Origin of the sequence: Odoribacter splanchnicus DSM 20712 (assembly GCF_000190535.1) — a bacterium.
Taxonomy (GTDB): domain Bacteria; phylum Bacteroidota; class Bacteroidia; order Bacteroidales; family Marinifilaceae; genus Odoribacter; species Odoribacter splanchnicus.
In genome coordinates, this window is the sequence record NC_015160.1 from 3477732 (window position 1) to 3498946 (window position 21215).

General features: G+C 44.6%; 23 protein-coding genes and 2 pseudogenes. 10 read left to right on the forward strand and 15 right to left on the reverse strand.

Annotation, left to right across the window (positions count from 1 at the left end; translation table 11 throughout):
* Positions 1–3 precede the first annotated feature (3 nt).
* Complete coding sequence (locus ODOSP_RS14685; protein WP_167535998.1) at positions 4–708, forward strand: response regulator transcription factor; 705 nt, start codon at positions 4–6, stop codon at positions 706–708.
* A 52-nt stretch (positions 709–760) separates the two neighbouring features.
* Here ODOSP_RS14685 and ODOSP_RS14690 read toward each other — a convergent pair whose 3' ends face one another.
* Positions 761–1642, reverse strand: a complete 882-nt coding sequence (locus ODOSP_RS14690; RefSeq protein WP_013613084.1) for a DUF3078 domain-containing protein — start codon at positions 1640–1642, stop codon at positions 761–763.
* Between the two features lie 164 nt (positions 1643–1806).
* Here ODOSP_RS14690 and ODOSP_RS14695 point away from each other — a divergent pair, with 164 nt between their 5' ends.
* Positions 1807–2064: a GlsB/YeaQ/YmgE family stress response membrane protein gene (locus tag ODOSP_RS14695; RefSeq protein WP_041557489.1), complete on the forward strand. Its 258-nt coding sequence runs from the start codon at positions 1807–1809 to the stop codon at positions 2062–2064.
* A gap of 129 nt (positions 2065–2193) precedes the next feature.
* Here ODOSP_RS14695 and ODOSP_RS14700 read toward each other — a convergent pair.
* The 3 genes and pseudogenes from ODOSP_RS14700 to ODOSP_RS14710 form a co-directional block, all read right to left on the reverse strand.
* Positions 2194–3282, reverse strand: a pseudogene (locus tag ODOSP_RS14700) (acyltransferase).
* 98 nt (positions 3283–3380) lie between these two features.
* On the reverse strand, positions 3381–4394 hold the full coding sequence (locus tag ODOSP_RS14705; RefSeq protein ID WP_013613086.1) for a GGGtGRT protein: 1014 nt from the start codon (positions 4392–4394) through the stop codon (positions 3381–3383).
* Positions 4395–4411: 17 nt separating this feature from the next.
* Positions 4412–5104, reverse strand: coding sequence for an iron-sulfur cluster assembly scaffold protein (locus tag ODOSP_RS14710; protein ID WP_013613087.1), 693 nt, complete (start codon positions 5102–5104; stop codon positions 4412–4414).
* A gap of 438 nt (positions 5105–5542) precedes the next feature.
* On the opposite strand from ODOSP_RS14710, the pseudogene ODOSP_RS18970 reads away from it, so the two are divergent.
* The 7 genes and pseudogenes from ODOSP_RS18970 to ODOSP_RS14745 form a co-directional block, all read left to right on the forward strand.
* Positions 5543–5722 (forward strand): annotated as a pseudogene (locus ODOSP_RS18970) (putative quinol monooxygenase); the annotation flags it as partial.
* A gap of 24 nt (positions 5723–5746) precedes the next feature.
* Positions 5747–6565, forward strand: a complete 819-nt coding sequence (locus ODOSP_RS14720) for a carboxymuconolactone decarboxylase family protein (RefSeq protein ID WP_013613089.1) — start codon at positions 5747–5749, stop codon at positions 6563–6565.
* Between the two features lie 13 nt (positions 6566–6578).
* Positions 6579–7145, forward strand: a complete 567-nt coding sequence (locus ODOSP_RS14725) for a flavodoxin (protein WP_013613090.1) — start codon at positions 6579–6581, stop codon at positions 7143–7145.
* Between the two features lie 744 nt (positions 7146–7889).
* Entirely contained in the window at positions 7890–8708 is an 819-nt protein-coding gene (locus tag ODOSP_RS14730) for a hypothetical protein (RefSeq protein ID WP_013613092.1), read from the forward strand.
* An 18-nt stretch (positions 8709–8726) separates the two neighbouring features.
* Positions 8727–11465, forward strand: coding sequence for a FimB/Mfa2 family fimbrial subunit (locus tag ODOSP_RS14735; protein WP_013613093.1), 2739 nt, complete (start codon positions 8727–8729; stop codon positions 11463–11465).
* A gap of 32 nt (positions 11466–11497) precedes the next feature.
* A complete protein-coding gene (locus ODOSP_RS14740) occupies positions 11498–12400 on the forward strand; it encodes a FimB/Mfa2 family fimbrial subunit (RefSeq protein ID WP_013613094.1) in 903 nt (300 codons plus the stop codon).
* Positions 12397–12627 carry a hypothetical protein gene (locus ODOSP_RS14745; RefSeq protein WP_013613095.1) on the forward strand — a complete coding sequence of 77 codons (231 nt, stop codon included), beginning with the start codon at positions 12397–12399 and terminating at the stop codon, positions 12625–12627. The genes ODOSP_RS14740 and ODOSP_RS14745 overlap by 4 nt, the downstream gene beginning before the upstream one ends.
* An 84-nt stretch (positions 12628–12711) precedes the next feature.
* Here the strand turns inward: ODOSP_RS14745 and ODOSP_RS20545 are convergent, their stop codons facing one another.
* A complete protein-coding gene (locus tag ODOSP_RS20545) occupies positions 12712–12825 on the reverse strand; it encodes a hypothetical protein (RefSeq protein WP_013613096.1) in 114 nt (37 codons plus the stop codon).
* Positions 12826–13057: 232 nt separating this feature from the next.
* Here ODOSP_RS20545 and ODOSP_RS19975 point away from each other — a divergent pair, with 232 nt between their 5' ends.
* Positions 13058–13216 (forward strand): hypothetical protein, encoded by a 159-nt coding sequence (locus tag ODOSP_RS19975; RefSeq protein WP_013613097.1) that lies wholly within the window; start codon positions 13058–13060, stop codon positions 13214–13216.
* Here ODOSP_RS19975 and ODOSP_RS14750 read toward each other — a convergent pair.
* The 10 genes from ODOSP_RS14750 to ODOSP_RS14795 all read right to left on the reverse strand — a co-directional run bounded on the left by ODOSP_RS14750 (position 13191) and on the right by ODOSP_RS14795 (position 21136).
* Positions 13191–13631 (reverse strand): DoxX family protein, encoded by a 441-nt coding sequence (locus ODOSP_RS14750; RefSeq protein ID WP_013613098.1) that lies wholly within the window; start codon positions 13629–13631, stop codon positions 13191–13193. The two genes, ODOSP_RS19975 and ODOSP_RS14750, sit on opposite strands and share 26 nt — an antisense overlap.
* Positions 13632–13699: 68 nt before the next feature.
* Positions 13700–14347, reverse strand: a complete 648-nt coding sequence (locus ODOSP_RS14755; protein WP_013613099.1) for a porin family protein — start codon at positions 14345–14347, stop codon at positions 13700–13702.
* Between the two features lie 16 nt (positions 14348–14363).
* Positions 14364–15329: a hypothetical protein gene (locus tag ODOSP_RS14760; protein WP_013613100.1), complete on the reverse strand. Its 966-nt coding sequence runs from the start codon at positions 15327–15329 to the stop codon at positions 14364–14366.
* A 109-nt stretch (positions 15330–15438) separates the two neighbouring features.
* Positions 15439–16089, reverse strand: a complete 651-nt coding sequence (locus ODOSP_RS14765; RefSeq protein ID WP_013613101.1) for an amino acid kinase family protein — start codon at positions 16087–16089, stop codon at positions 15439–15441.
* A gap of 471 nt (positions 16090–16560) precedes the next feature.
* Positions 16561–16935, reverse strand: a complete 375-nt coding sequence (locus tag ODOSP_RS14770) for a VOC family protein (protein WP_013613102.1) — start codon at positions 16933–16935, stop codon at positions 16561–16563.
* Positions 16936–16949: 14 nt separating this feature from the next.
* Complete coding sequence (locus ODOSP_RS14775; protein ID WP_041556932.1) at positions 16950–17663, reverse strand: MBL fold metallo-hydrolase; 714 nt, start codon at positions 17661–17663, stop codon at positions 16950–16952.
* 73 nt (positions 17664–17736) lie between these two features.
* The gene (locus ODOSP_RS14780; RefSeq protein WP_013613104.1) at positions 17737–18462 is read right to left on the reverse strand and encodes an ATP-binding cassette domain-containing protein; all 726 of its coding nucleotides are present in this window, start codon (positions 18460–18462) and stop codon (positions 17737–17739) included.
* A gap of 1 nt (position 18463) precedes the next feature.
* Positions 18464–19351, reverse strand: a complete 888-nt coding sequence (locus ODOSP_RS14785) for a glycine betaine ABC transporter substrate-binding protein (RefSeq protein WP_041557494.1) — start codon at positions 19349–19351, stop codon at positions 18464–18466.
* A 2-nt stretch (positions 19352–19353) separates the two neighbouring features.
* Positions 19354–19995 (reverse strand): ABC transporter permease, encoded by a 642-nt coding sequence (locus ODOSP_RS14790; RefSeq protein ID WP_041556934.1) that lies wholly within the window; start codon positions 19993–19995, stop codon positions 19354–19356.
* A 13-nt stretch (positions 19996–20008) separates the two neighbouring features.
* Positions 20009–21136, reverse strand: coding sequence for a porin (locus ODOSP_RS14795; RefSeq protein ID WP_013613105.1), 1128 nt, complete (start codon positions 21134–21136; stop codon positions 20009–20011).
* Positions 21137–21215: the final 79 nt, after the last annotated feature.

Below are 21215 nucleotides of genomic sequence, written 5' to 3' on the forward strand. Positions count from 1 at the left end.
ATGATGGAAGATATTATTCGACTTTTGTATGCCGAAGACGATCCGGATTGGGCAGTTTCTATCCGGATGTTATTGGAGGAAAACGGTTTCTCTGTCGTAATTGCAGAGGATGGATACCAGACCCGGGAGATATTTCAACAGATAAAACCGGATATGGTTTTGTTGGATATAGATATGCCGGGAAAAAATGGATGGGACTTGATCTGTGAATTGAAACGTATTGACGAATGGGTGCCCATTGTGTTCTATTCTTCATTGTATGAGTCTGAACGCCTGGAAGATGCTTTCAGTGTCGGAGCCGAAGATTTTATCAGTAAGAGTTGCCAGCCCGAAGAGTTGGTCAATCGATTGAAAGCACTTTATAAACGGGCATTGAAACAACAGCAAAGAAATGAGATTTGCAAACTTTCCGAACTTACGACTTTTCATATCACTTCTGGTGTTTTGATGATCGGAGACCATAAAGAAATTTTAAAATTGAACGAGGCTAAATTACTGGCAATTTTGTGCCGTTTTATAAATGAAAATGTGAGTTCGGTGGATTTGTGTGAAGGGGTTTGGGGAAAGGGAATGGCTAATGAAGGGAAACGGTGTGCACTGAAAAACCTGGTAACTAATCTTCGGAAAGTATTATCTGAGGACGGGTCATTACAAATTATAAACAGACGTTGGAGCGGATATGCCCTAACCAATATTTGGACTCTCTGATCACCATATTGTGTGAAAATAATTTAGGGACAGATTTGGCTGTCCCGGAATTTTAGAAAGTAACCTGAAAACCGACGGCCAGGGCTTCTTTGAATTGCAGACGGGGGCCTTTGGTTCCGTCTTTTTGTAAGATTTTGGTGTCGTTGTCGTAGATCATATTGGTGGTGATGTTGCAGGAGAACCATTGATTGATAGCCATGTTGAGTTGTACATCCCAGCTGATATCGACGTTCTGGGGGTCTTTCAGGTAGTTACTGTAAAGATTGAGCCGGGAGAACACGGTCATGTTTTTCAGGAATTCGTATTTGGCTTCCATGCGTAAGTTAGCACCGAATTCGGAAAAGAGGTGTTTACCCGGGGTAACTCCGAAATCTCCCTGGTCGGAAAGGATTTTACTGCTGACGAAAGTTCCTCTCCAGGTGGCTGGAGTGAAGGTCGCTGTAAACCAGCTTTTGGGGGTCCAGGTGAAACCGGCACCGATCAGGAGGTATCCCGGAGACATAAAACGCGAGATAAACACGTCCGGGTCGACGTTGTAGTCGTATCCTTTAGCAAATTGGGTCTGGAAGGTCATCAATCCACTGGCATACCAGTTTTTCGCTATTTCGTATCCATAGGTGGAAGACAGGTAGATTTTGTCGTTTGTTTTTTTGGTGCCGTCCGATTTGGTTTTATTCAGACCGTAGTCGAGTTCCAGACGATTGTTCCAGAGGTGTTTCGCCTTTTTATAGTTGGCAAAGTAGTTGAATTGCAGGTTGAATCCTACTGCGTTATCACCTCCGGCAGCCCATTGGCTCAGGCTGACTTGGCTTAAGTTTATCCCGATGTTTCCACCCCTTTTCCAGGTGGTGTCCGTCCCGGGTTGTGCGTATGCCGGTACTAAGATTCCGGTTAATACGATGATTCCTAATGTGTAAATTCCGCTACGTATCATTTTTTTGTTTTTTTGGAAGTTTACGGAAATCGGGTTGGTGAAGTTCTGATTCGCCGGGATTATAAGTCGGGCAAGTTCATAATGGTTTACGAGGGAAAAATTTTTAGCGGGGAAAGATGAACTATTTTTTCGGATTGGAGTATAACAAAGAAAATAATAGGATTATGTCATTTCTTTGGTTTATTATTATCGGAATTGTGGCCGGATATGTGGCCGGTAAGATTATGCGAGGCGGAGGTTTCGGATTGATCGTGAATCTGGTTGTCGGTATAATCGGAGGAGTATTGGGGGGCTGGTTGTTCAGTCTGCTGGGTATTTATTCGACCGGTGGGATTATCGGCAGTCTGGTTGTGGCTACGATCGGGGCGATCGTTTTGCTATGGATTGTGTCTCTTTTCAGCGGACGGAGGCATAGTGAGTGATCGGCCGGATTATCTTTCTATCGGTTTTCGGTAAAATTGTTTTTGTACGAAGTAGTTTTTTGTTGTATCCAATCGGTGACGTAAGGTGTAACCGATTGGATACCTTGCTCAAAATGGCAGTATGCGTTTTTATCCTATAATCCATTTACTGCCCGGTATGAGCGAGATTATCTTTGTCGTCACGAAACAACAGATAAATGTCGTTGCTGCAATACAGGGAATGGCGGCGACAGTAGGAAATGCCAGGTTATGCTTGAATACCGTTACCCATAGGCCGAGCCAAAATATGTGCATCAGGTACATGCCGTAGCTGAGTTTCGATATTTCGGTGATGAGCCGCGGGGACTTCGGCTGGTTTATACAGCTGAACATCAGGAAGGTACCTGTAGTAAGGAGCACACAGTTGATGGTACAGAAAGCCCATCCGATTTCTATAACAGGAGTGGACAGATTTTCTCCGGGTATCGCCTGGATATAAAACGAGTAGATCGTCCACACTGCTCCGATAATCATCAAAGCGATTCCTGTTCTGAGGCGTTTGGAGCGGCTCCAGGTGAGGTGGGTGTGCATATAATGTGCCATGACCAGGTAACCGAGGAAGCCGGAGAAATAGAACAGCATGTGGAATTCGTTCCAGAAACATTGTCCCCAAACTTCTCCCCACCAGCGGTTGAGATACGGCATGCAGGTCGATAACAGGAACAGGCCGATGAAGAAACGTTCTTCTTTGGCTGTAGCTTTTTTTAGCCAGGGAGATATGACGGGAATGAATAAATAAAGGCTGATCAGGGGATACATAAACTACAGGTGTCCGGCCTGTGTCGGGAAGTTGAGTAGTATTCGAGATAAATCCTTTACCGATGTTTCTGCATCTATTTGTCCCCACAGCAGGGGCAGGGTACTGTATAACACCATGAACAGAAGAAACGGGGGCAGGATACGGATGCAACGCTGGCGGTAGAACTGCCAGGAGGTCAACTCTTCTTTCATCGGTGTAAGAAGAAAGGCGGAGACGATGATGAATAACGGAACAGCCATACGTGAGAAACCATCGTAAATGGACACCCACAACCGATCGGACTCATTGGCCAGAAAAGATTGTGGTCCTGCCATGTCGGTGGAACCGGCGGCGCCATAGAAATTTTCACTGGCATGAACGACTATAACCAAAAAGCATGCGAATACGCGCACGTAATCCAAAAAAACTATACGCTTCATTTTTTTATATTATTGTTCGTGTGTAATCTAAAACAATTATAAAAAATCCTGCGGGAGTGGACCTGCAGGATTTTTGTATCTGGATAACGATGATCCGATTATTTGGTCAGTGCCTGTGCAACAGAAACGGCAACAGCTACAGTCGCTCCTACCATCGGGTTGTTACCCATACCGAGGAATCCCATCATTTCTACGTGGGCAGGTACGGAAGATGAACCGGCGAACTGTGCGTCCGAGTGCATCCGTCCGAGTGTATCGGTCATGCCGTAGGAAGCAGGGCCTGCAGCCATATTGTCGGGATGCAGGGTACGGCCCGTACCTCCGCCTGATGCTACTGAAAAATAGGGTTTACCGGCCAGTACACGTTCTTTTTTGTAAGTTCCGGCAACGGGGTGTTGGAAACGGGTAGGGTTGGTAGAGTTACCGGTGATGGAAACATCTACGTCTTCTTTCCACATGATAGCGACGCCTTCGCGTACATCGTCGGCTCCGTAGCAGTTTACTTTTGCCCGGGGGCCGTCGGAGTAAGCTTTGGTTTTAACAACTTTCAGTTCGCCGGTATAGTAATCAAATTCGGTTTGTACGTAAGTAAAACCGTTGATCCGGGAGATGATCATAGCAGCATCTTTTCCCAGGCCGTTCAGGATCACCCGCAACGGATTTTTCCGAACTTTGTTGGCCATTTCAGCGATTTTGATAGCACCTTCAGCAGCCGCGAAGGATTCGTGGCCTGCCAGAAAAGCGAAGCACTGTGTTTCTTCGCGTAGCAGACGGGCTGCGAGGTTACCGTGGCCCAGGCCTACTTTGCGGTCGTCGGCTACCGATCCGGGAATACAGAAAGCCTGCAGGCCTTCGCCGATAGCTTCGGCAGCATCGGCCGCATGGATACAATTTTTCTTGATTGCAATAGCAGCCCCGACTACGTAGGCCCATTTTGCATTTTCGAAACAGATATTCTGAGTCTGTTCACATTCCAGATAAGGATCGATTCCTTTTGCGTCGCAAATTGCTTCGGCTTCTTCGATAGAAGCGATGCCATAGGAGTTCAATACTTTGTTGATCTGAGCGATCCGACGATCCTGACTTTCAAATTTTACTTCTCTTTTTGCCATAGTGTGTTCCTCCTGTTTTATTCGTGACGTGGGTCAATATATTTAGCTGCATTGGCGAAACGTCCGTAGTTTGAAGTGGCTTTCTTCAATGCTTCGTTAGCGTCGGTGCCTTTTTTGATCAGGTCCATCATAACACCGAGGCGTACGAATTCGTATCCGCATACTTCGTCGTCTTCGTCGAGAGCCAAACGGGTTACATATCCTTCAGCCAGTTCCAGGTAACGAACGCCTTTTGCTTTGGTAGAGAACATGGTTCCCACCTGGCTGCGCAGACCTTTACCCAAATCTTCGAGGCCTGCACCGATCACCAGTCCGCCTTCAGAGAAAGCACTCTGTGAACGTCCATATACGATTTGCAGGAATAATTCACGCATAGCTGTGTTGATCGCATCGCAAACCAGGTCGGTATTCAATGCTTCGAGAATCGTTTTGCCCGGCAGGATTTCTGCAGCCATAGCTGCCGAGTGGGTCATTCCTGAACAACCGATAGTTTCCACCAAGGCTTCTTCGATTACCCCTTCTTTGATATTCAGGGTCAGTTTACAAGTCCCCTGCTGAGGAGCACACCAACCGATACCGTGGGTTAAACCTGAGATGTCTTTGATTTCTTTTGCTTTCACCCATTTGCCTTCTTCAGGAATTGGGGCCGGTCCATGGTTCGGACCTTTTTTGACAACACACATGTGTTGTACTTCCTGTGAATATACCATTTTTATCGCTTTTATAGATTAATATATTGCTAATCACCACTCGTTTAGCGCATAAACCGGACAAAGATAACCTTTTGCGGCAAATAAAAAAATAGATCAAAGGACATATAATTGTGCAGACGTTTGCAAAGAAAAGTGTCGAAATTGTATTTTTTTTAATTGAAATCCTGCGCTCGTTCCATAAATCGACACTTTTGGTCGATAATCTGTAAAATCCGGTAATAGTGGCTTCTTCAATTGAATGGTAAAACGGGTTAAAACGGAAAAATGGTATAAGAATCTGTAATTTAGATACGAAGACTTTTTTGCAACGCAGTATTTTTGTATGTAGAATTTTTATTGAATAATGCAGTGGTAAGCGCTGGAGTTGTTGTTACGAGCGATGTAGCTGTGAATACGGTTGTCGGCGGTGTACCGGTAAAATTTATCAGGATTACTATGGCTTCGGACGGTATCGTGCGCTTGTCGAAAATTGAAGTTCGGCCGGAATATCTCGACGCCTATCTGAAATATGCTACTGAAGTCGGTGAAATATCCTTGCGTCGTGAACCCGGTGTATTGACTATGTATGCTGTTCGTGAAAAGGAAAATCCTTGTCGGATAACTATTCTTGAAACATAACTTTATCCAATAAATACCATTATGAACAAGATCTATTTATTTTTAGTATTCAGTATTTTAACAACAATCGGTATGGCACAGGAAAAAATCAAACAAACAGCGGGGCGTGACCAGTTGGGAACATTCGCTCCCAAATTCGCAGAACTCAATGACGACGTTCTTTTCGGCGAAGTTTGGAGTCGTACGGACAAACTCGGCTTGCGTGACCGTAGTTTGGTAACAATCACTTCACTCATCAGTCAGGGGATAACGGACAGTTCGCTGACATTCCATTTGCAATCGGCCCGGAACAACGGCATTACCCGAACAGAGATTGCAGAGATTATCACGCACATCGGTTTTTATGCGGGTTGGCCGAAAGCTTGGGCTGCGTTCCGGCTTGCCAAGGAAGTGTGGGCCGAAGATACGAACGGTGAGGAGGCGAAAGCTGCTTTCCAACGTGAGATGATCTTTCCCATCGGAGAACCGAATGCGGCCTATGCCCGGTATTTCACCGGCAATAGTTATCTTGCACCTATATCGCGTGAACAGGTTTATATTTCCAATGTCACGTTCGAGCCGGGTTGCCGGAACAATTGGCATATCCACCGCGCGAAAAAGGGAGGCGGACAGATGCTTATCGGTGTTGCCGGACGAGGTTGGTATCAGGAAGAGGGTAAACCGGCCGTAGAAATTTTACCCGGCACAGTGATCCATATTCCCGCTAACGTGAAACATTGGCATGGGGCAGCAGCCGACAGTTGGTTCGCTCACCTGGCGTTCGAGATTCCGGGAGAAGGCTCTTCTAACGAGTGGCTCGAACCTGTAAACGATGAAGCATATAATAAAATTCAAAAATAAAAACCGGCTTTCTATGTATAAATTTATATTCGTATTATTGGTGGTCGTTGGAATGGCGACTGCCTCGAATGCCCAAGAAAAACAAAATATGAAACAATCGGATAACAAGCCGCTTGTTGCCTATTTCTCGGTGACAGGAACTACGGCACGTGCAGCTGAGAAATTAGCCCGGGTTACGGGTGGAGAACTTTATGCGATAACCCCTGTCGAATCGTATACAAATGCCGATCTCGACTGGAATGACAAAAGGTCGCGTAGTTCGGTAGAGATGAACGATCCGAAGTCGCGTCCGGCCATTCAGGAAGCGAAAAAGAATATTGCCGATTATGATGTGATTTTTATCGGCTATCCGATCTGGTGGAATCTTGCTCCACGTATTATCGATACGTTCATTGAAACTCATCACCTGGCAGGTAAGACTCTTATTCCTTTCGCTACATCGGGTGGAAGCGGCATTACCAACAGTGTCGGCGCATTGAAAAAGGCTTATCCCGACCTGAACTGGAAAGAGGGAAAGCTATTGAACCGAATGGACGAGAACGGTATCCGTGAATGGATCGGTAAAACGTCGAAGGATTAGCGTAGCCCGGAAGGGACGCTGATCTTTTTCTGGCTTTGCCGGAAAGACCTGGCATTTTGTACTTGTTCGTGTTCGGTGACCCGGTCGCTTCTGTCGGTCAGTTGGCTTTTTCTTTCACTGACCGGCGGAACTCCTCACTTCGCAAAAAAACTTTACGTTACATTTCCGTCAGACACCAGGGCGTTCAGAAAAAAGTAAGATACCACTCGCCAGAGCTCCAATGGTCACCGAACACAAATACCTTCGACTGATGCTAGCACTTCATGGGAAACGAACGGCGACCTTAAAAATATGAACTCCTACAAAACAGATATTTTCTGAACCCCTCATATTAAGATTTTGCTTGTAAATCAGTGTTTTATAAAAATCCGGTTAGGTAACTCAGGTATTCCTGCTCCGATAGAGGCCTGTCTTTTTATTCAATAAAACTTTCCTTCTCCTTCCTTTGACTTGTAGTGCTGACGGCACAAAACCCGGAATCGGAATAGAAAGAAAAAATAAATCCTGGAATTTTTTAGTTACGACAGTTACAGAAATCAGATCTAACCGCTATAATAGTTGTAACAAAAAAAATAGACGATTATTTGGGTTAAATAAAATACAAAATGTGAGATAAATGTATGAAAAATTTATACAAACTAAACATCTAGCCGTCAATTTTATACAAAAATTTGCGCATAAATACGATTTGACAAGTTATTACGCTAATATAATCGTTCGTTTAATCTTGCAAAATCACAGACCATGAAGAAATTACTGTTTTTTATCATCTTGTGTTCTCTCTTTTCTTGTTCGACAGAGACACAGGAAGAGCAACCGGTCGTTACCGGAAAAAATTTTGCCTTATCCCTGTATAGCACAGATTCTATTTATCAATCGGGAATCGATTCCTTGTTCTTATTCTATTTCCCCGAGAGTTCGACTCCGGTCAAACCGATCTATTTTCAACAAGAGTTGGCTTGGGGAGATCCGGTTGCATTCCAGGATCTGGAGCCGGAACCTTACACCTTTATTACGATAGCTTGTTCGGGTTCTCTCGAAGAGTTGAAAGATCATATGGTCTTTTATCGGGACTGCATCGGGATCGAAAAACACGAAAATACATCCGGTAACTTATTCGGTGGAGTATTGAAAGCAGACCCCATCTCAGGAGAAAAGAAGTTTGAACTCCAAAGATTAGTCGGTGGAATTAAAGTTAATATCACCAATTTAGACTCTTTAAATATACAAAATACCCCCGATTGCTATATTACAAATTCCCCTGCAGAAATCTATTTAGGAAATTATGAAGGTGAACTTGAATACTATGGCAAATATATTCCAACAGACAATTCCTGGAACTATATTTTCCCGACCAATGGAGTAGTAAAAGGTCAGATAGTAATCGATAGTTATGACGCAGACGGTAATTACAATCCCAGAATATTCGAGTTTACCGGTAAAAATGCAGTCGAAGCCAACAAAAAACTCGAATTGAATTTCATGCTCCGGAAAAAAGCCATAACGAAAAGTGGAGCCGAAGATTGGCAGTTAACACTCGAAGAAGAAGTAAGCGTTTTATAATCCAAAAAGAATCAAGATATGAAAAAAATAACCTATAGCATCGTTCTGCTTTGGAGTGTTCTTTTTTGTTCCTGTCAAAAGGAAGATACGCTCACGACAGTCCCTGAAGGAGGAGTACAACTGAATTTCAGCGGAGCTCAGGCTAACCTCAGCGCAGAGGAATTAAGTAATATCGTCGAAACCTTTCACGTGCTTATCTACGACGAAACAGGAAATTTCGTCAGACATAGCGAATACGAAAATCTGAAAAGTGTCTCTCCGGTCAAACTTCCCATCGGACAGTATACTTTCGCTTATCTTTCCAACATCAAATCGGATTTAATCAGCGGTATTCAGGAAGATAAGAAATTAGAAGACATCACCCTCTCTCTGGAGGAATCGGAAGGTAATGTTTTAAGTGCCGGAAGTATTTTCAAAGGCATCGATACCCTCACCGTTGGAAAAGACAGCAAGAGTAATGCCGCCCTGCAACGCCTTGTGGGACGCATGGATATCGAACTCAAAGGGATCGGCAACGATGTAACTGTGAAATCGGTCGCTTTAACCGGATCTCCTAAAAAGATCCGGTTCAACGGAGAAGCCGAAGGAGAAAGCGTCAAGCTGAATATCCCGATGGCTAAAAAACAGGACGGTGTATATGTCGGTCAGGCCATCACTTTCCCCACCACGGATTCTGTCGCTTCACTCGAATTTGTACTGGAAAGCAACGAAGGCGTTAAAACATTTGACATTCCTTTGAAGAATAAAGTAGAAGCCAATAAAATCCATACCATTCATGCCACCTCTAACCTGACCGGAGGGATTTGGAACATCACCTTCGATATGGAAACCACTCCATGGGGAGCGACTATTTCAGAAGATGTGACCGCCAATGAAATGCTTTTATTGGATACCGTACATCTCCACCTTACTTTTGCTGACCAAATGAACGTAGGTAGTATCCGGAATATCCACCTGTCGATTAAAAATAAAAAGACCGACCAGACAGTTTATTTCCATAGTCCCCGATGTTCATCGGATAAGGATACCCTGTTAATTACACAGTCTTTCTTTGGCCGGGAAAAATTAAGCGATGGGGAATATACCATAACCGATTTCGTTTGTCTGGACAGCCTGGGTACGACACTTTATGATATCAGAATGTGTAACCCGCAAACCCTGGTAATCGATGAAAACGGAACAGCCTGTCTTCATTTACCGGCGCTACCTACAGTATCGGAAACCGACCGTCAGGCTATGTTCGATTTACGGGATGCTTTACCTGCCGACAATGATTACGCTTTACAATGGAAACGGGCAGGCCAAAAGATCAGTTTATGGGAAGGGGTTACCCTGAACGAGGAAGGACGGGTTGTCGGAATCGGATACGACGAACTCAAGTACTTAGGTAACTACGCAACCAAAGCGATTGCCGGGACAATGAGCGACACAACTACTCCTGATGAAGAACTGGGTGTTTCATGGAGTCTGCCGGAATCTTTTAAACAATTGACAGCATTAAAGATTTTCAATTTCGATGATAATCCGCTGACAGAAATTCCGGTATTCCTGAAAGATATGACTACGCTGGAACAATTATCCATCAGCTGTACAGCTGAAAATACACTTCCGGTATTTCCGGCAAATTTACGTTATCTGGTTGTCTATTCGAATACGACAGTGTTCCCGGCCCATATCGCCGATCTCACCCAACTGGAATATATCGGTCTCGCTGGATTTAATAAAAAGGGCATCACCATAGAAACCGATTTCACGAAATTGAGCAATCTCAGAGTACTGGAACTCGAAGCCGAGATGAATATAAATAACAATACTTTCCCGGCCAGTTTATGGAACTGTTCACAATTGAACGAGCTGACGCTCATAGGATTCAATAATCTTCAGCTTCCATCCTCCCTGCATCTGAGCTCACTCAAAGAGTTGAGAATCTGTAATACCGATCTGCAACCCTCACAAATCGAACCGATCAAGAGTTTATCCCTTACTACACTGAGTATATCTTCACCGACATTCAGTAAAAACGGGTTCCCGGATTGGATCGGTACAATGACCACGATCACCGATTTAAGTCTGGAAAATTGCGGGCTCACCACTGTTCCTGCTTCTCTGGACGGACTTATTAATCTGACTAGTCTGAATTTATGGGGGAATCCTGATTTAAACGGTAAACTTCCCGAAAAACTATTGGAAAAATACAACAACAACAGTTTACGGGTCGATATCGAATCAGATTCCGATTTTGTTCCGGACGGTATCCTTCTTAAAATCACTCCCGGATATATCTCTACATTCTCTGCTGCAGGGGATACTTGCCGGCTGACCGTCGAGAGTAATACCGATTGGGTTGTTGAAATTAGCGAAGGCGATAGTGAATACATCCATTTCTCCCGAACCACGGGAAATGGGAATGCTACTGTTATCCTTACCGTTGACGCAAATCAGGGAATTGAAGAATACAACAACAGCCGTTATTTCAATTTCTCCTTCATAGCCGGATCTCATCGCCGCGATTTCTATGTTTACCAACCTTACGAACAAGTAATTTTGAAACCGGTTTGGTGGAATCAACTCGGAGAACGTTACCTGGGCGAATACTCTGCCATAAAATACCGTTTGATTATCGAAATTACGGGTCGAACTGAATTCAATACGACAGAAGAGATTATCGAAGCAGCTAAAACATTGAAAAATTATCTGGCAGAAAATCCGGTATACGATGAGAACGGACAATTGATAACGGTTCCTTATGCCGGTTAAATGAATAAATGTTAACATTAAACTGAATCAAAGTGAAAAAGATATTCTATTTATTTCTGATTTTATCACTGGCATTCGGATTGCAGAGTTGCGGCGGATCAGGCGGTAGCGCAGACGATCCGGAACCCGGACCTGAACCCGGAGCAACCAAAGCCAAAGTGTCCTTTGCACTGAAAAGTGATATAAACGGTGTTCAGGACAATGACCTGAAAACTGCATTAACTCATTTGCGCCTCTATTTGTACGACAAAGACCAGAAATTGGTATCCGTAAATAAATACACTTCCGCAGATGCTCTCAAAGCCATCGAATTGGAAAAAGGAAATTATACCGTTGTGCTGGTCGGGAATGTTCCGGAAGACGGGAATATTTCCTCCGAAATAATCGGTACGCCACTTTCCGGCATGTCTGTACAATTGACAAAAGCAGAAGGAGCCACCCATTACACTCCTTTGGGAGATGTGATGTTCGCTAAAAGTACTCTGACGGTCGACGACAAAGACCTGACGGTCGGCTTAAGCGTAAAACGGACTCTATCTGCCACGAAAGTGCAGCTAACCGATTATTCCGGTCAGATTTCCGATGCCGGGGTCCTCGTACCCGGAGTCGGTACGATGTTCGGATTCGGTGACGATAAATGGACCGAACCAGGCACTGTCTTCGTTACGATGAAAGCCGGAGCCATCACCAAAGCGGCCGAAACCGGAAAGCAATACAGTATTTTCCTGAATGTCACCATCGTGAATACAACAGGAGAAATTGAAAAGAAAATTCAATGCAATATTATTGCCCGGGACGAAACCGGACAGGTATTGGCTGCCCAATTGCTGGAAGTGCCTGCTACGACCCAGCCCAACACCGAGGTGTCACTCAACCTATCCGTCGAATCGGATCCTGCAGAAAAATCAATGTTTCTGTCAGTGAAGTGGAGGTGAAGAACGAAGAAGGCAAGAAAGAAAACGTCACGCCGGACGATATCACAAAGCAGGAAACCGATATCGATCCCGACCTGACTCCCGAAGACTGGACGACAGGAAATGAAGAGGATATTGAAATCGGTACCAAAGAAGATTTCATCACTCCCGGCGGACAAGCGAACGATTGGCAACAAGGAGAAGATGAACAGGTCACTTTCGACAGTACTAACCTTCAATTCCGATAACAAAATACACCGGCAGTTCAAAAATCTTTTTTGAACTGCCGGTAACTTTTTAAATCCGGTTAACGGATTCTTTCAATCCTCTCTCTATTTTTTCTTCCCTTTTTTAGGCATGATTTCCTGATTTGTTTCCTCTGCCATATAACTGGCTTCATGTTTTTTCTTCATGCCTTTCGGTTTTTTGTTTCCAGCTGCTCCCATGGCTCTATTCTCATTTTAAATGGTTAAATAAATTGATCATAAATAGGAGTAGTCAACGGTTATTAAAAATAGCTGGACTGCTCATTCTCCGCTTAGGCAAATCTTATGCCAGAAACAAAAAAAAATGTTTACATCGGCCTTTGACACAAATTCTGCCTTTTTTTCATGAAGATTTGTCATTTTCCAGCAACCAAGTATAAGCTTTCATCGTTCAAATAAAAAAATCAAAGACATGAAAAAAAGAAAAAATAACATCTGGCTGACTATCGGAGTCATTGTCATCTGTGTATTATTGCTTTACTGGCTTTTTGCCCGTACGCTTATCGTCGAAGACGAAGAACTCGGGACTACCGATGTTCCGGCACTTATCGAGCAATCTCCCGGTGAATAATCCTTCGCCGGATCCATTCGTCCAGGGAATAGCTGCCGGCTCCGCCCCACAGCAAAAATACATACACGCCCAGATAAAGTAAAGGCAACTCTCTCACTGCAAAAGGATCGGCACCATGAATAACGAAAAAAGCCATCAGCATTCCGAACATCAAGGGGAGAGCAGCCAACCGGGTCATTAACCCGAAGATCAGCAAACACGAACATCCCACCTCTGCAAATAGAATCAATAGGAGCGATAAGGTGCTACCCACGCCTAAAGGATCAGGAAAAGTAGCGCTTAAAGTCGAAAAGGACGCTAATTTCGCCCACCCATGACTCAACATCATTCCTCCTATAAACAAACGCAGGAAAAGTAAAGCTCCGTCCAGATGTTTCCGGTCAGAAGCTACTAATTTCAATAACAACTCTTTCATAAAACAAACTTTTTTTATCTTTCTACGGAAAAAGGTTTCCTAAAGTTCGTCATTTATTCTTTACCCCTTTAATCACATCCACAATCTCCTACCCGGAAAATATCATAACTAACGGTTATACAGGCTTGTAAAGGAAATACATTCTTACCCGAAATTCCCCTGGAATGCATCAGATCATTCAGGCCGGCACTCACCCGGCACATCACATTCAGATGTTTCACGATCCGGTATTCATAGCCGAAAGTCAGGCCGGCATTCCATTTCTCCGTTTCATCGTCTAAAGCGACAGCCGGATCCGGTCCCGATACCCCGGATTTATTTTGAAAATAATAACCGGCATATCCACCGAAAAGCAAAGATGCCCGGTTACAGTTCAGCATATATTTAAGATATACCGGAAGTTGTAGTTCCTTTAGCCGAAACCGTACCTTCTGCTTCCGGTCTGTATTTTCCCCTGGGGCATACCGGCTATCGAACCGATGGTCTGCATAATTGACTTCCGTACCCAAAAACCATTTCCGGGTAAAAGGAATAGTCATCTTCAATCCACCGACCGGCACAACAAACATCCGGACATCGCGGAAAGGAATTCCCACCGACGTTCCGCCACCGGCCTGCAGGGCCACCGCCAGATCATAATCCTTACGCCTGACCAACTGCCCGGAACTTTCCACCCCGATCAATAAACCCAAAAGACAAAAAACAATTCCTTTCATATCAAAGCCGAAACCATTATTTTTTCAGAATGATCGTTTTTTCCGACGATTTGACTTTCAAACTCTGGAAATCCCATTGCCGTACTCCTTTCTGGAAATCCAGCTCATATACATTTTCATTCCAGACAATCTCCAGCCACACAGCCACTGTCCCCGCAGCATTATAACGCCCTTCCCTGATCCGGACTTCCACCGGTCCGTATTGGCGATCGGTAAACGATTGCTCTCCGGTAAACACATAACTTCCCGGCGTACGTCCTTTATCGACCTGTAGCCCGGCTATATCGACATAAAACTGAGGTCCCGGACCATTCTCGTCTTCCAGGATCACTTTATCGTCCAGGGTCATATTCATCTGTCCTTTCTCCCAAAACAGATTGACCGTAGCGGCTTCATTCATCAGTTGCTGATTCCCGTCGTACATCGGTCCGATATATATCCCCGGCATCACCTGCGCCATCTCCGGGATAGGACGCTGCAAATGATAAGTGATGTGAAAATCATACAGATTACGGTAAGCTGCCTCCAGCAAATAAGCATAATATTCATCTACTGGCGCCCAGTACGACAACAAATTCTCCAACCCTATCCGATCGAGAGTCAATGTCAGAGCATTCATATCCCCCTGAGGAAACAAATCCATATAATCACCGTCCCGGCCGATCCGGATATAATCACCACTGTAGTAATAATCGTAACCGAACCGATCGCCGTCCGGACAATTGACATCGATCCTTCTTTTGGAAAACATCAGCTCATCTCCCGGCAAAAACAACAGGTTTCTCTCATCCAGCAAATAATGGAAAAAATCGAATAATTCCGGCGTCTCGAAATCATCATACAGCTTATAAGAATAATCGATATCGTAAACATACCAGGAACCTTCCCGCAAAATATCTTTATATCTTTCCGCGTCTGAATGACAGGAAGAGAATCCACTCAGGAACAATACCAGAATTAGAATCCACGAATAACTTTTCATACAACCGATTTTGTGTTCTGTTAAATATCACAAAGTTAGAAGGATTTTCTTCAATTCATGGAGTTCCGGACAAATTGTTTTAAAATGCTTTTCTGCCGTCTATAGGGCATCAGGCCACTTTCACTTGTTGAAAAGCAGCCTCCAGGACTGCAGCTGTAAGTGACAGCCCTACTCTTCCCATAGAGATGGTGTAACCTGCTTCGGTCTTCCCGCAATACCCCGGAACAACGGCCATTCCCCGAAGCCCCCTGAATTCCTGCCGGGCTGCCCGGCAACTCTCTTCCCACAACACTTCCGGAGCACCGAAATTCCCATCCGTCAGCATAAAATTACGTGAATCGTGCCATTCCGCCTGATCGAACAATTTGCTGAACAACAGAGAAGCCAGAATATCTCCCTTAGCCAGGATATAATCCTTCATACAATGAGAAGATTCACGCAATACTCCGACATGATGCAGAATACCGTACAAATCGTTCAATTCCTTCTGCAATTCAACTTTATACTCTTCGAGCTTCCGTCCGGCTAAAAGCTCATAAGCCAATTGTTCATGAACCTGTTTTAATTCATTGAACTCATTTTCAAATCCTGCTCCTCTCCGCAAACTCAACCCATACAACTGCCGCAAACGGGGCATCACGCCCTTTAAAGCCGATACCACTACAATACTACAACAATTCTGCTCTTTTATTCTATTTTTAATTTCTGCCAGGGTTTCCTGATTCTGAAGGACAGCACCCTTGAATTTCATGACTAACATACCTTTTGAAATTTTTAAACGATAAACTTTAGATTAGAATCCTGAAAAGCCAACCTCCGGCAGCCTCGGCCGGAATAATATACGGATATACAGATTGGTGATATGACAACTTAAACCCCCATAGGGGTAATAGTTGTTGTTGTAGTGGTAGTAATAATAGAAACAGCAGAGAACGAAACAGACAAAATCCGATCCTCCGGCTGACAAACAGTCCGGTAATTCAGAATAATATGTTGCCTTTCGATCTTCATAACAAAAACAAAACTAAAGGAAATATTTTCGAATAACAAATATCCGGTAATTTTTTTGACGTCACACGCTAAAATTTAACAACAAGTATATTTCTCCTTCTGAATTTAAACACGAAAAAGTGGAAAATGACGTTGTAATCGTCGGGAGCCTTTGCATAATTAGTATCCGGATTTCATCAAATTTTCGGAAATCCGGGTGAAGTGTGTTCTGTTTCGATACCTATAGAGGTAATATTTCGATCCAATATCCATCGGGATCGCAGATAAAATAGAGTCCCATGTCGGTATTTTCGTAGCATACACATCCCATTTCTTTGTGGAATGCTCTCACTTTATCATAATCTCCCGGGACACGCAGGCAAAGGTGATACTCTCCTTCTCCCAGATCGTAAGGTTCTTTCCGATCGCGCAGCCAGGTCAATTCGAGGGTGAAAGGCGTTTCCCCGTCTCCCATATAGACGAGGATAAAAGAACCGTCGGAGGCGGTTTTCCTCCGTACTTCTTTCAATCCCAAAGCTTTTTCATAAAACCGGATACTTTTTTCTAAATCCAGTACATTGAAATTGAAATGATCGAATCTTCCTTTTATTTCCATTGTGTAAAATTAAATTAGTTTATCGTTTTTTCTTCTCCTGGTTTTCCGATCGTCAGAAATCTTCCGCCACGCTTTTCGACATACTCCCGGAAAGCATTCGCTTTTTCGTATTTTTCCCAAAAGTGCATAGGAGCGAATTGCAGGGTACGGATCCGGTCGACAAATTCCCGGCCTCCCCGGGTGTAATCCTTGCCTAAACGCGGATCGACAGGAAAAAGGGCTAAATCGACATAGTCGGTTTCCCGGGCCAGAGTTTCCAGTTCCTGATGATAAAAGTTTGCGGCTTCTCTGATTTCTTCTGGGGTGGATTCCTCCTCCCAATGCCAGTTGTTCAGGTCGCCGGCATGAAAAATGCGCTTATCTGCGACATCGAGCAGAAAAGAAATGCCGATGTCGGTAGAACCGAAGGCTTTGATTTTTAATAGATCATCGTTCCATTCTTCTCCTTTTTTTAGGAAAATGGCATCGTGAAAACACGCCTTTTGGCTGTCGCGGATATCTTCGGACAGGATATACCGGATGTCCGGTCTTTCCGGTTTCCAGGAGAGTATTTCCGGGTTGAAATGGTCCGGGTGGGCATGGGAAGACAGAATATACAGCCTTCCGGGGCGTTTCAAAAAGTGCCGGTGTACATAAAACTCCGGGGTATCCCGATAATAATCGATCAAAATGGCAAATTCTTTGCTTTCAATAATAAAGCCACTGTGGTAGATATAAATAAGTCGCATCGGTTTCATGTAGCAAATATATATTTATTTGGATGAATAAATTTTGTTCTCTATAAAAAAAAGTAAGCTCATCTCAATCCATGATCAGTTGTTTTACGAATTCGGTTTCGGGGTGTTTACAGATTTCTTCCGGTGTTCCGTCTTGTTCGATGTGCCCGTCTTTCATAACTATGATACGGGTTCCGAGTGTCAGTGCTTCCCGGATATCGTGTGTGATAAAAACGATGGTGACTCCCAGTTCGCGGTGAATACGGGTAATTTCGGCCTGCAACATTTTTCGGGTGATTTCGTCGACGGCTCCGAACGGTTCGTCCATGAGCAGGATGTCAGGATTGGCGGCCAGGGCGCGTGCAATTCCTACTCGTTGGCGTTGTCCTCCGGAGAGTTCCGAGGGATAACGGTCGAGCATTTCCTGTTCCAGACCGACGACTCCGATGAGTCGTTCTACAGCTTTGCAGGTACGTTCTTTGTCGTGCTGGTTAAGCAGGCTCGGTACATAAGCGATATTTTTCCGGACAGTCATGTGAGGAAACAGTCCGATTCCCTGGATGACATAGCCGATATTGCGGCGTAGAAGAGTTTGGTTTTCTTGCGATATGTCTTTCCCGTCGATATATATTTTGCCCTGAGTCGGGGCCGATAATCCGTTGATAAGCTTGAGCATCGTAGTCTTTCCGCTTCCGGAGCTACCGATGACAGTCAGAAATTCACCTTTGCGGATCTTCAGATCGAATGCTTTCAGAATCACCTGATCCCCGTAAGCTTTCGTCACTTGTTCGAAACGTATGATATCATTCATGCTATCTCAATAATCCTTTCTTTTTCAGAAAATCGGCAGCGACGGTTTGTTCCGGTCGGCCGGCAATATCGACCTCGTAGTTCAGTTCGGCCATTTCGGCGTTCGTCAATATTCCTTTCATTTTTTCCAGCGTTTGTTCTAATTCGGGATGTGCCTTTAAAGTCTCTTCACGGATGACGGTGGTACAATAGTAGGAAGGAAAAAAGTTTTTATCGTCTTTCAATACAGTGAGGTTGGCTCCATTCAGTTGCCCGTCTGTGGTAAAGATATTCATTACGTCGACTTTCCCCGATTTAATGGCTTCGTATTTTAATCCGATATCCATATCGCGGGTCTTTTTGAATTTCAGGTCGTAATACTGACAGAGGGCTTCGTAGCCTTCGTGAATTTCGAAAAAATCGTATTCCGCTCCGAAAATAAATTGGTCGGGATAGCGCGCTAAGTCGGAGAACCGGGTCAGGTCGTATTTCTTAGCCAAAGGTTCGCCGACCGCCAGACTGTAGGTGTTGTCGAATCCATACGGACTCAGCCATTTTAAATGGAATTTTTGTTCGTATTCTTTTTTCAAAGTCTCGTATAGGGTGTCCGGAGGTAGTAAACTGTCTTTTTTCAATACCACGAGCCAACCCGTCCCGGTATATTCGGGGTAGATATCGAATTCACCTTTTAACATAGCCGGATGGATATTGCTGGTACCGCCTCCTATCCCTTTGGTGATTTCTACCGCGAGACCGGTATCTTGTTCGATCAATAGTTTTAGCATTTCTCCCAGAATGAACTGTTCGGTCATCGGTTTGGTGGCGATACGGATCGTATTTTTCCTGTCTTTGCAAGCTGTTGTCAGGAGAAAAAAGGCGAGCAGGGGGAGTAGCAGTAAATCTCTTTTCATGGTCATATCAGTTTGCGTTTCTTTTTGATGTGGGTTTCGTAACAGCCTATACCCCAATCGGTGAGTAGGGCTAAAACGGCGATCAGAAGGCTGCCGGCCACGGTGAGCACCCCATTGTTGGTCGTGATGCCCCGGTAGATGGCGACGCCTAATCCTCCCGCTCCGATAAAAGCAGCAATGCCGGCAAGTGCGATAGTCATCACCACCATATTCCGAAGACCGGAGAGGATCACCGGAAAGGCAAGCGGAATCTGGATTTTATAAAGAATCTGAAACGGGGTACTTCCCATCCCGCGGGCGGCTTCGATGATCTCCCGGTCGATGCCGGTGATACCGGTATAGGTGTTGCGGACCATCGGGAGTAAAGCATAGACGGTCAGGACAAAAATGGCTGTCGTGTCTCCGATGCCTGAGAAGGGAATCAGAAAACCGAATAATGCGATGGAAGGGATGGTGTACATGAAGTTTGTCAGTCCCAAAACCAGGCTACTCGAACGACGGTAACTGCTGATCAGAATTCCCAGGCTCAAGCCGATACACAAGGCAGCGACGATGGCTATCAATGAGATTTCCAGATGTTGCAGGGTGAGCTTTAAAAAGAATTGCCACCGATCGGCGTAAAGTTGAAATAGTTCCAGAATCATAGCAGAGGCAGATTTAGAAATAATAACCGATGTTTATATTAAAACGGGCATGCCAGGAATTGCTTCCGATTCCGGGTCCGAAAGCGTCCCGGTCCGGTCCGATCCAAGCCTGGTGTTTGCCCATCGCATAATCGATATAGGTCTGAACCGGACCCATGTTCAGTAAAAAACCGTATACATTTTGAAAACTATTGTTGAAATCGGTATGCCATTTTTGGATAATGCCGACATCATGGTACATCATGATGTTGCCGAGCCATTTCCAACCGATCGGGAAGGTATGGGAAATACTCAGGGTGTATATGTTGGCTTTGGCAGCAACCAGATAAGGAGCTCCGTAAGCCGTCATTACGACCAGATTCCGGTCTTCTCCGGGAGCATTTTTGGGGTACATGGCATAAGTAGATACCTGGGCTTTGAAATTTAGGCGGTGCCAGTCGAACATGTAGTGTAGGGCAAAGGCGAAATGGGAACCGTTACTTCGGGTATCGATGTTGTAGAGTTGGCCGAATTCGGCGGAGCATCCGACCTGGTGTTCGACCTGATTGCCGTATTTGTAGATCAGTTGTGCGTTGAGTTGGTTGATTTCTTTGTTCCTGCCGGCCACATCGTAACCATAACGATCGTCGGAAGTCTCGGAATTTGCTCCGAACAACAGTTCATCGGCATTTTTGAAAAAAGCTAAGGCATATTTCCAATGTTCGTCGGAATGAACGAATTTAACCCCCATATCGGCATCGTCTTCGAGACCGACATAATAGGAGATTTGGAGGAAAAAGTTGTTACCACTTCCGGGTTGGAGTCCGAAAGGCACTTTAGTCAAACCGATTTCGAGGTGATTTTTTTCAGAAAACCGATACCCGATCCAACCGTATTTGAGCATAAATCCACCGAAAGCCGTACTGTAAAACCGGCAATCGGCATCCAGCAGAAAACCTTTGTAAGAGGCTGTCGGACGAAGCATAAACACATCGTAACCCAGATCGCCTCCCCGGTCGCGATGTCCTGAGTTCCAATCCGAAAAGTTATAATTGAACCTTAAGGCTCCTCCGAGTTTGAATTGCGGACGTTCTTTTCTTTCCTGGGCGGATAAGGGTAAAATAAAAATAAGGTACAAGCAAAATATAAAATAGTATTTCATTGTGTCCTGAATTTAATGTCACTGGCTTTGCCCTACAATCGTTATCCCGGTATAACGGATTTTTTCGGAGGAAAGTTTC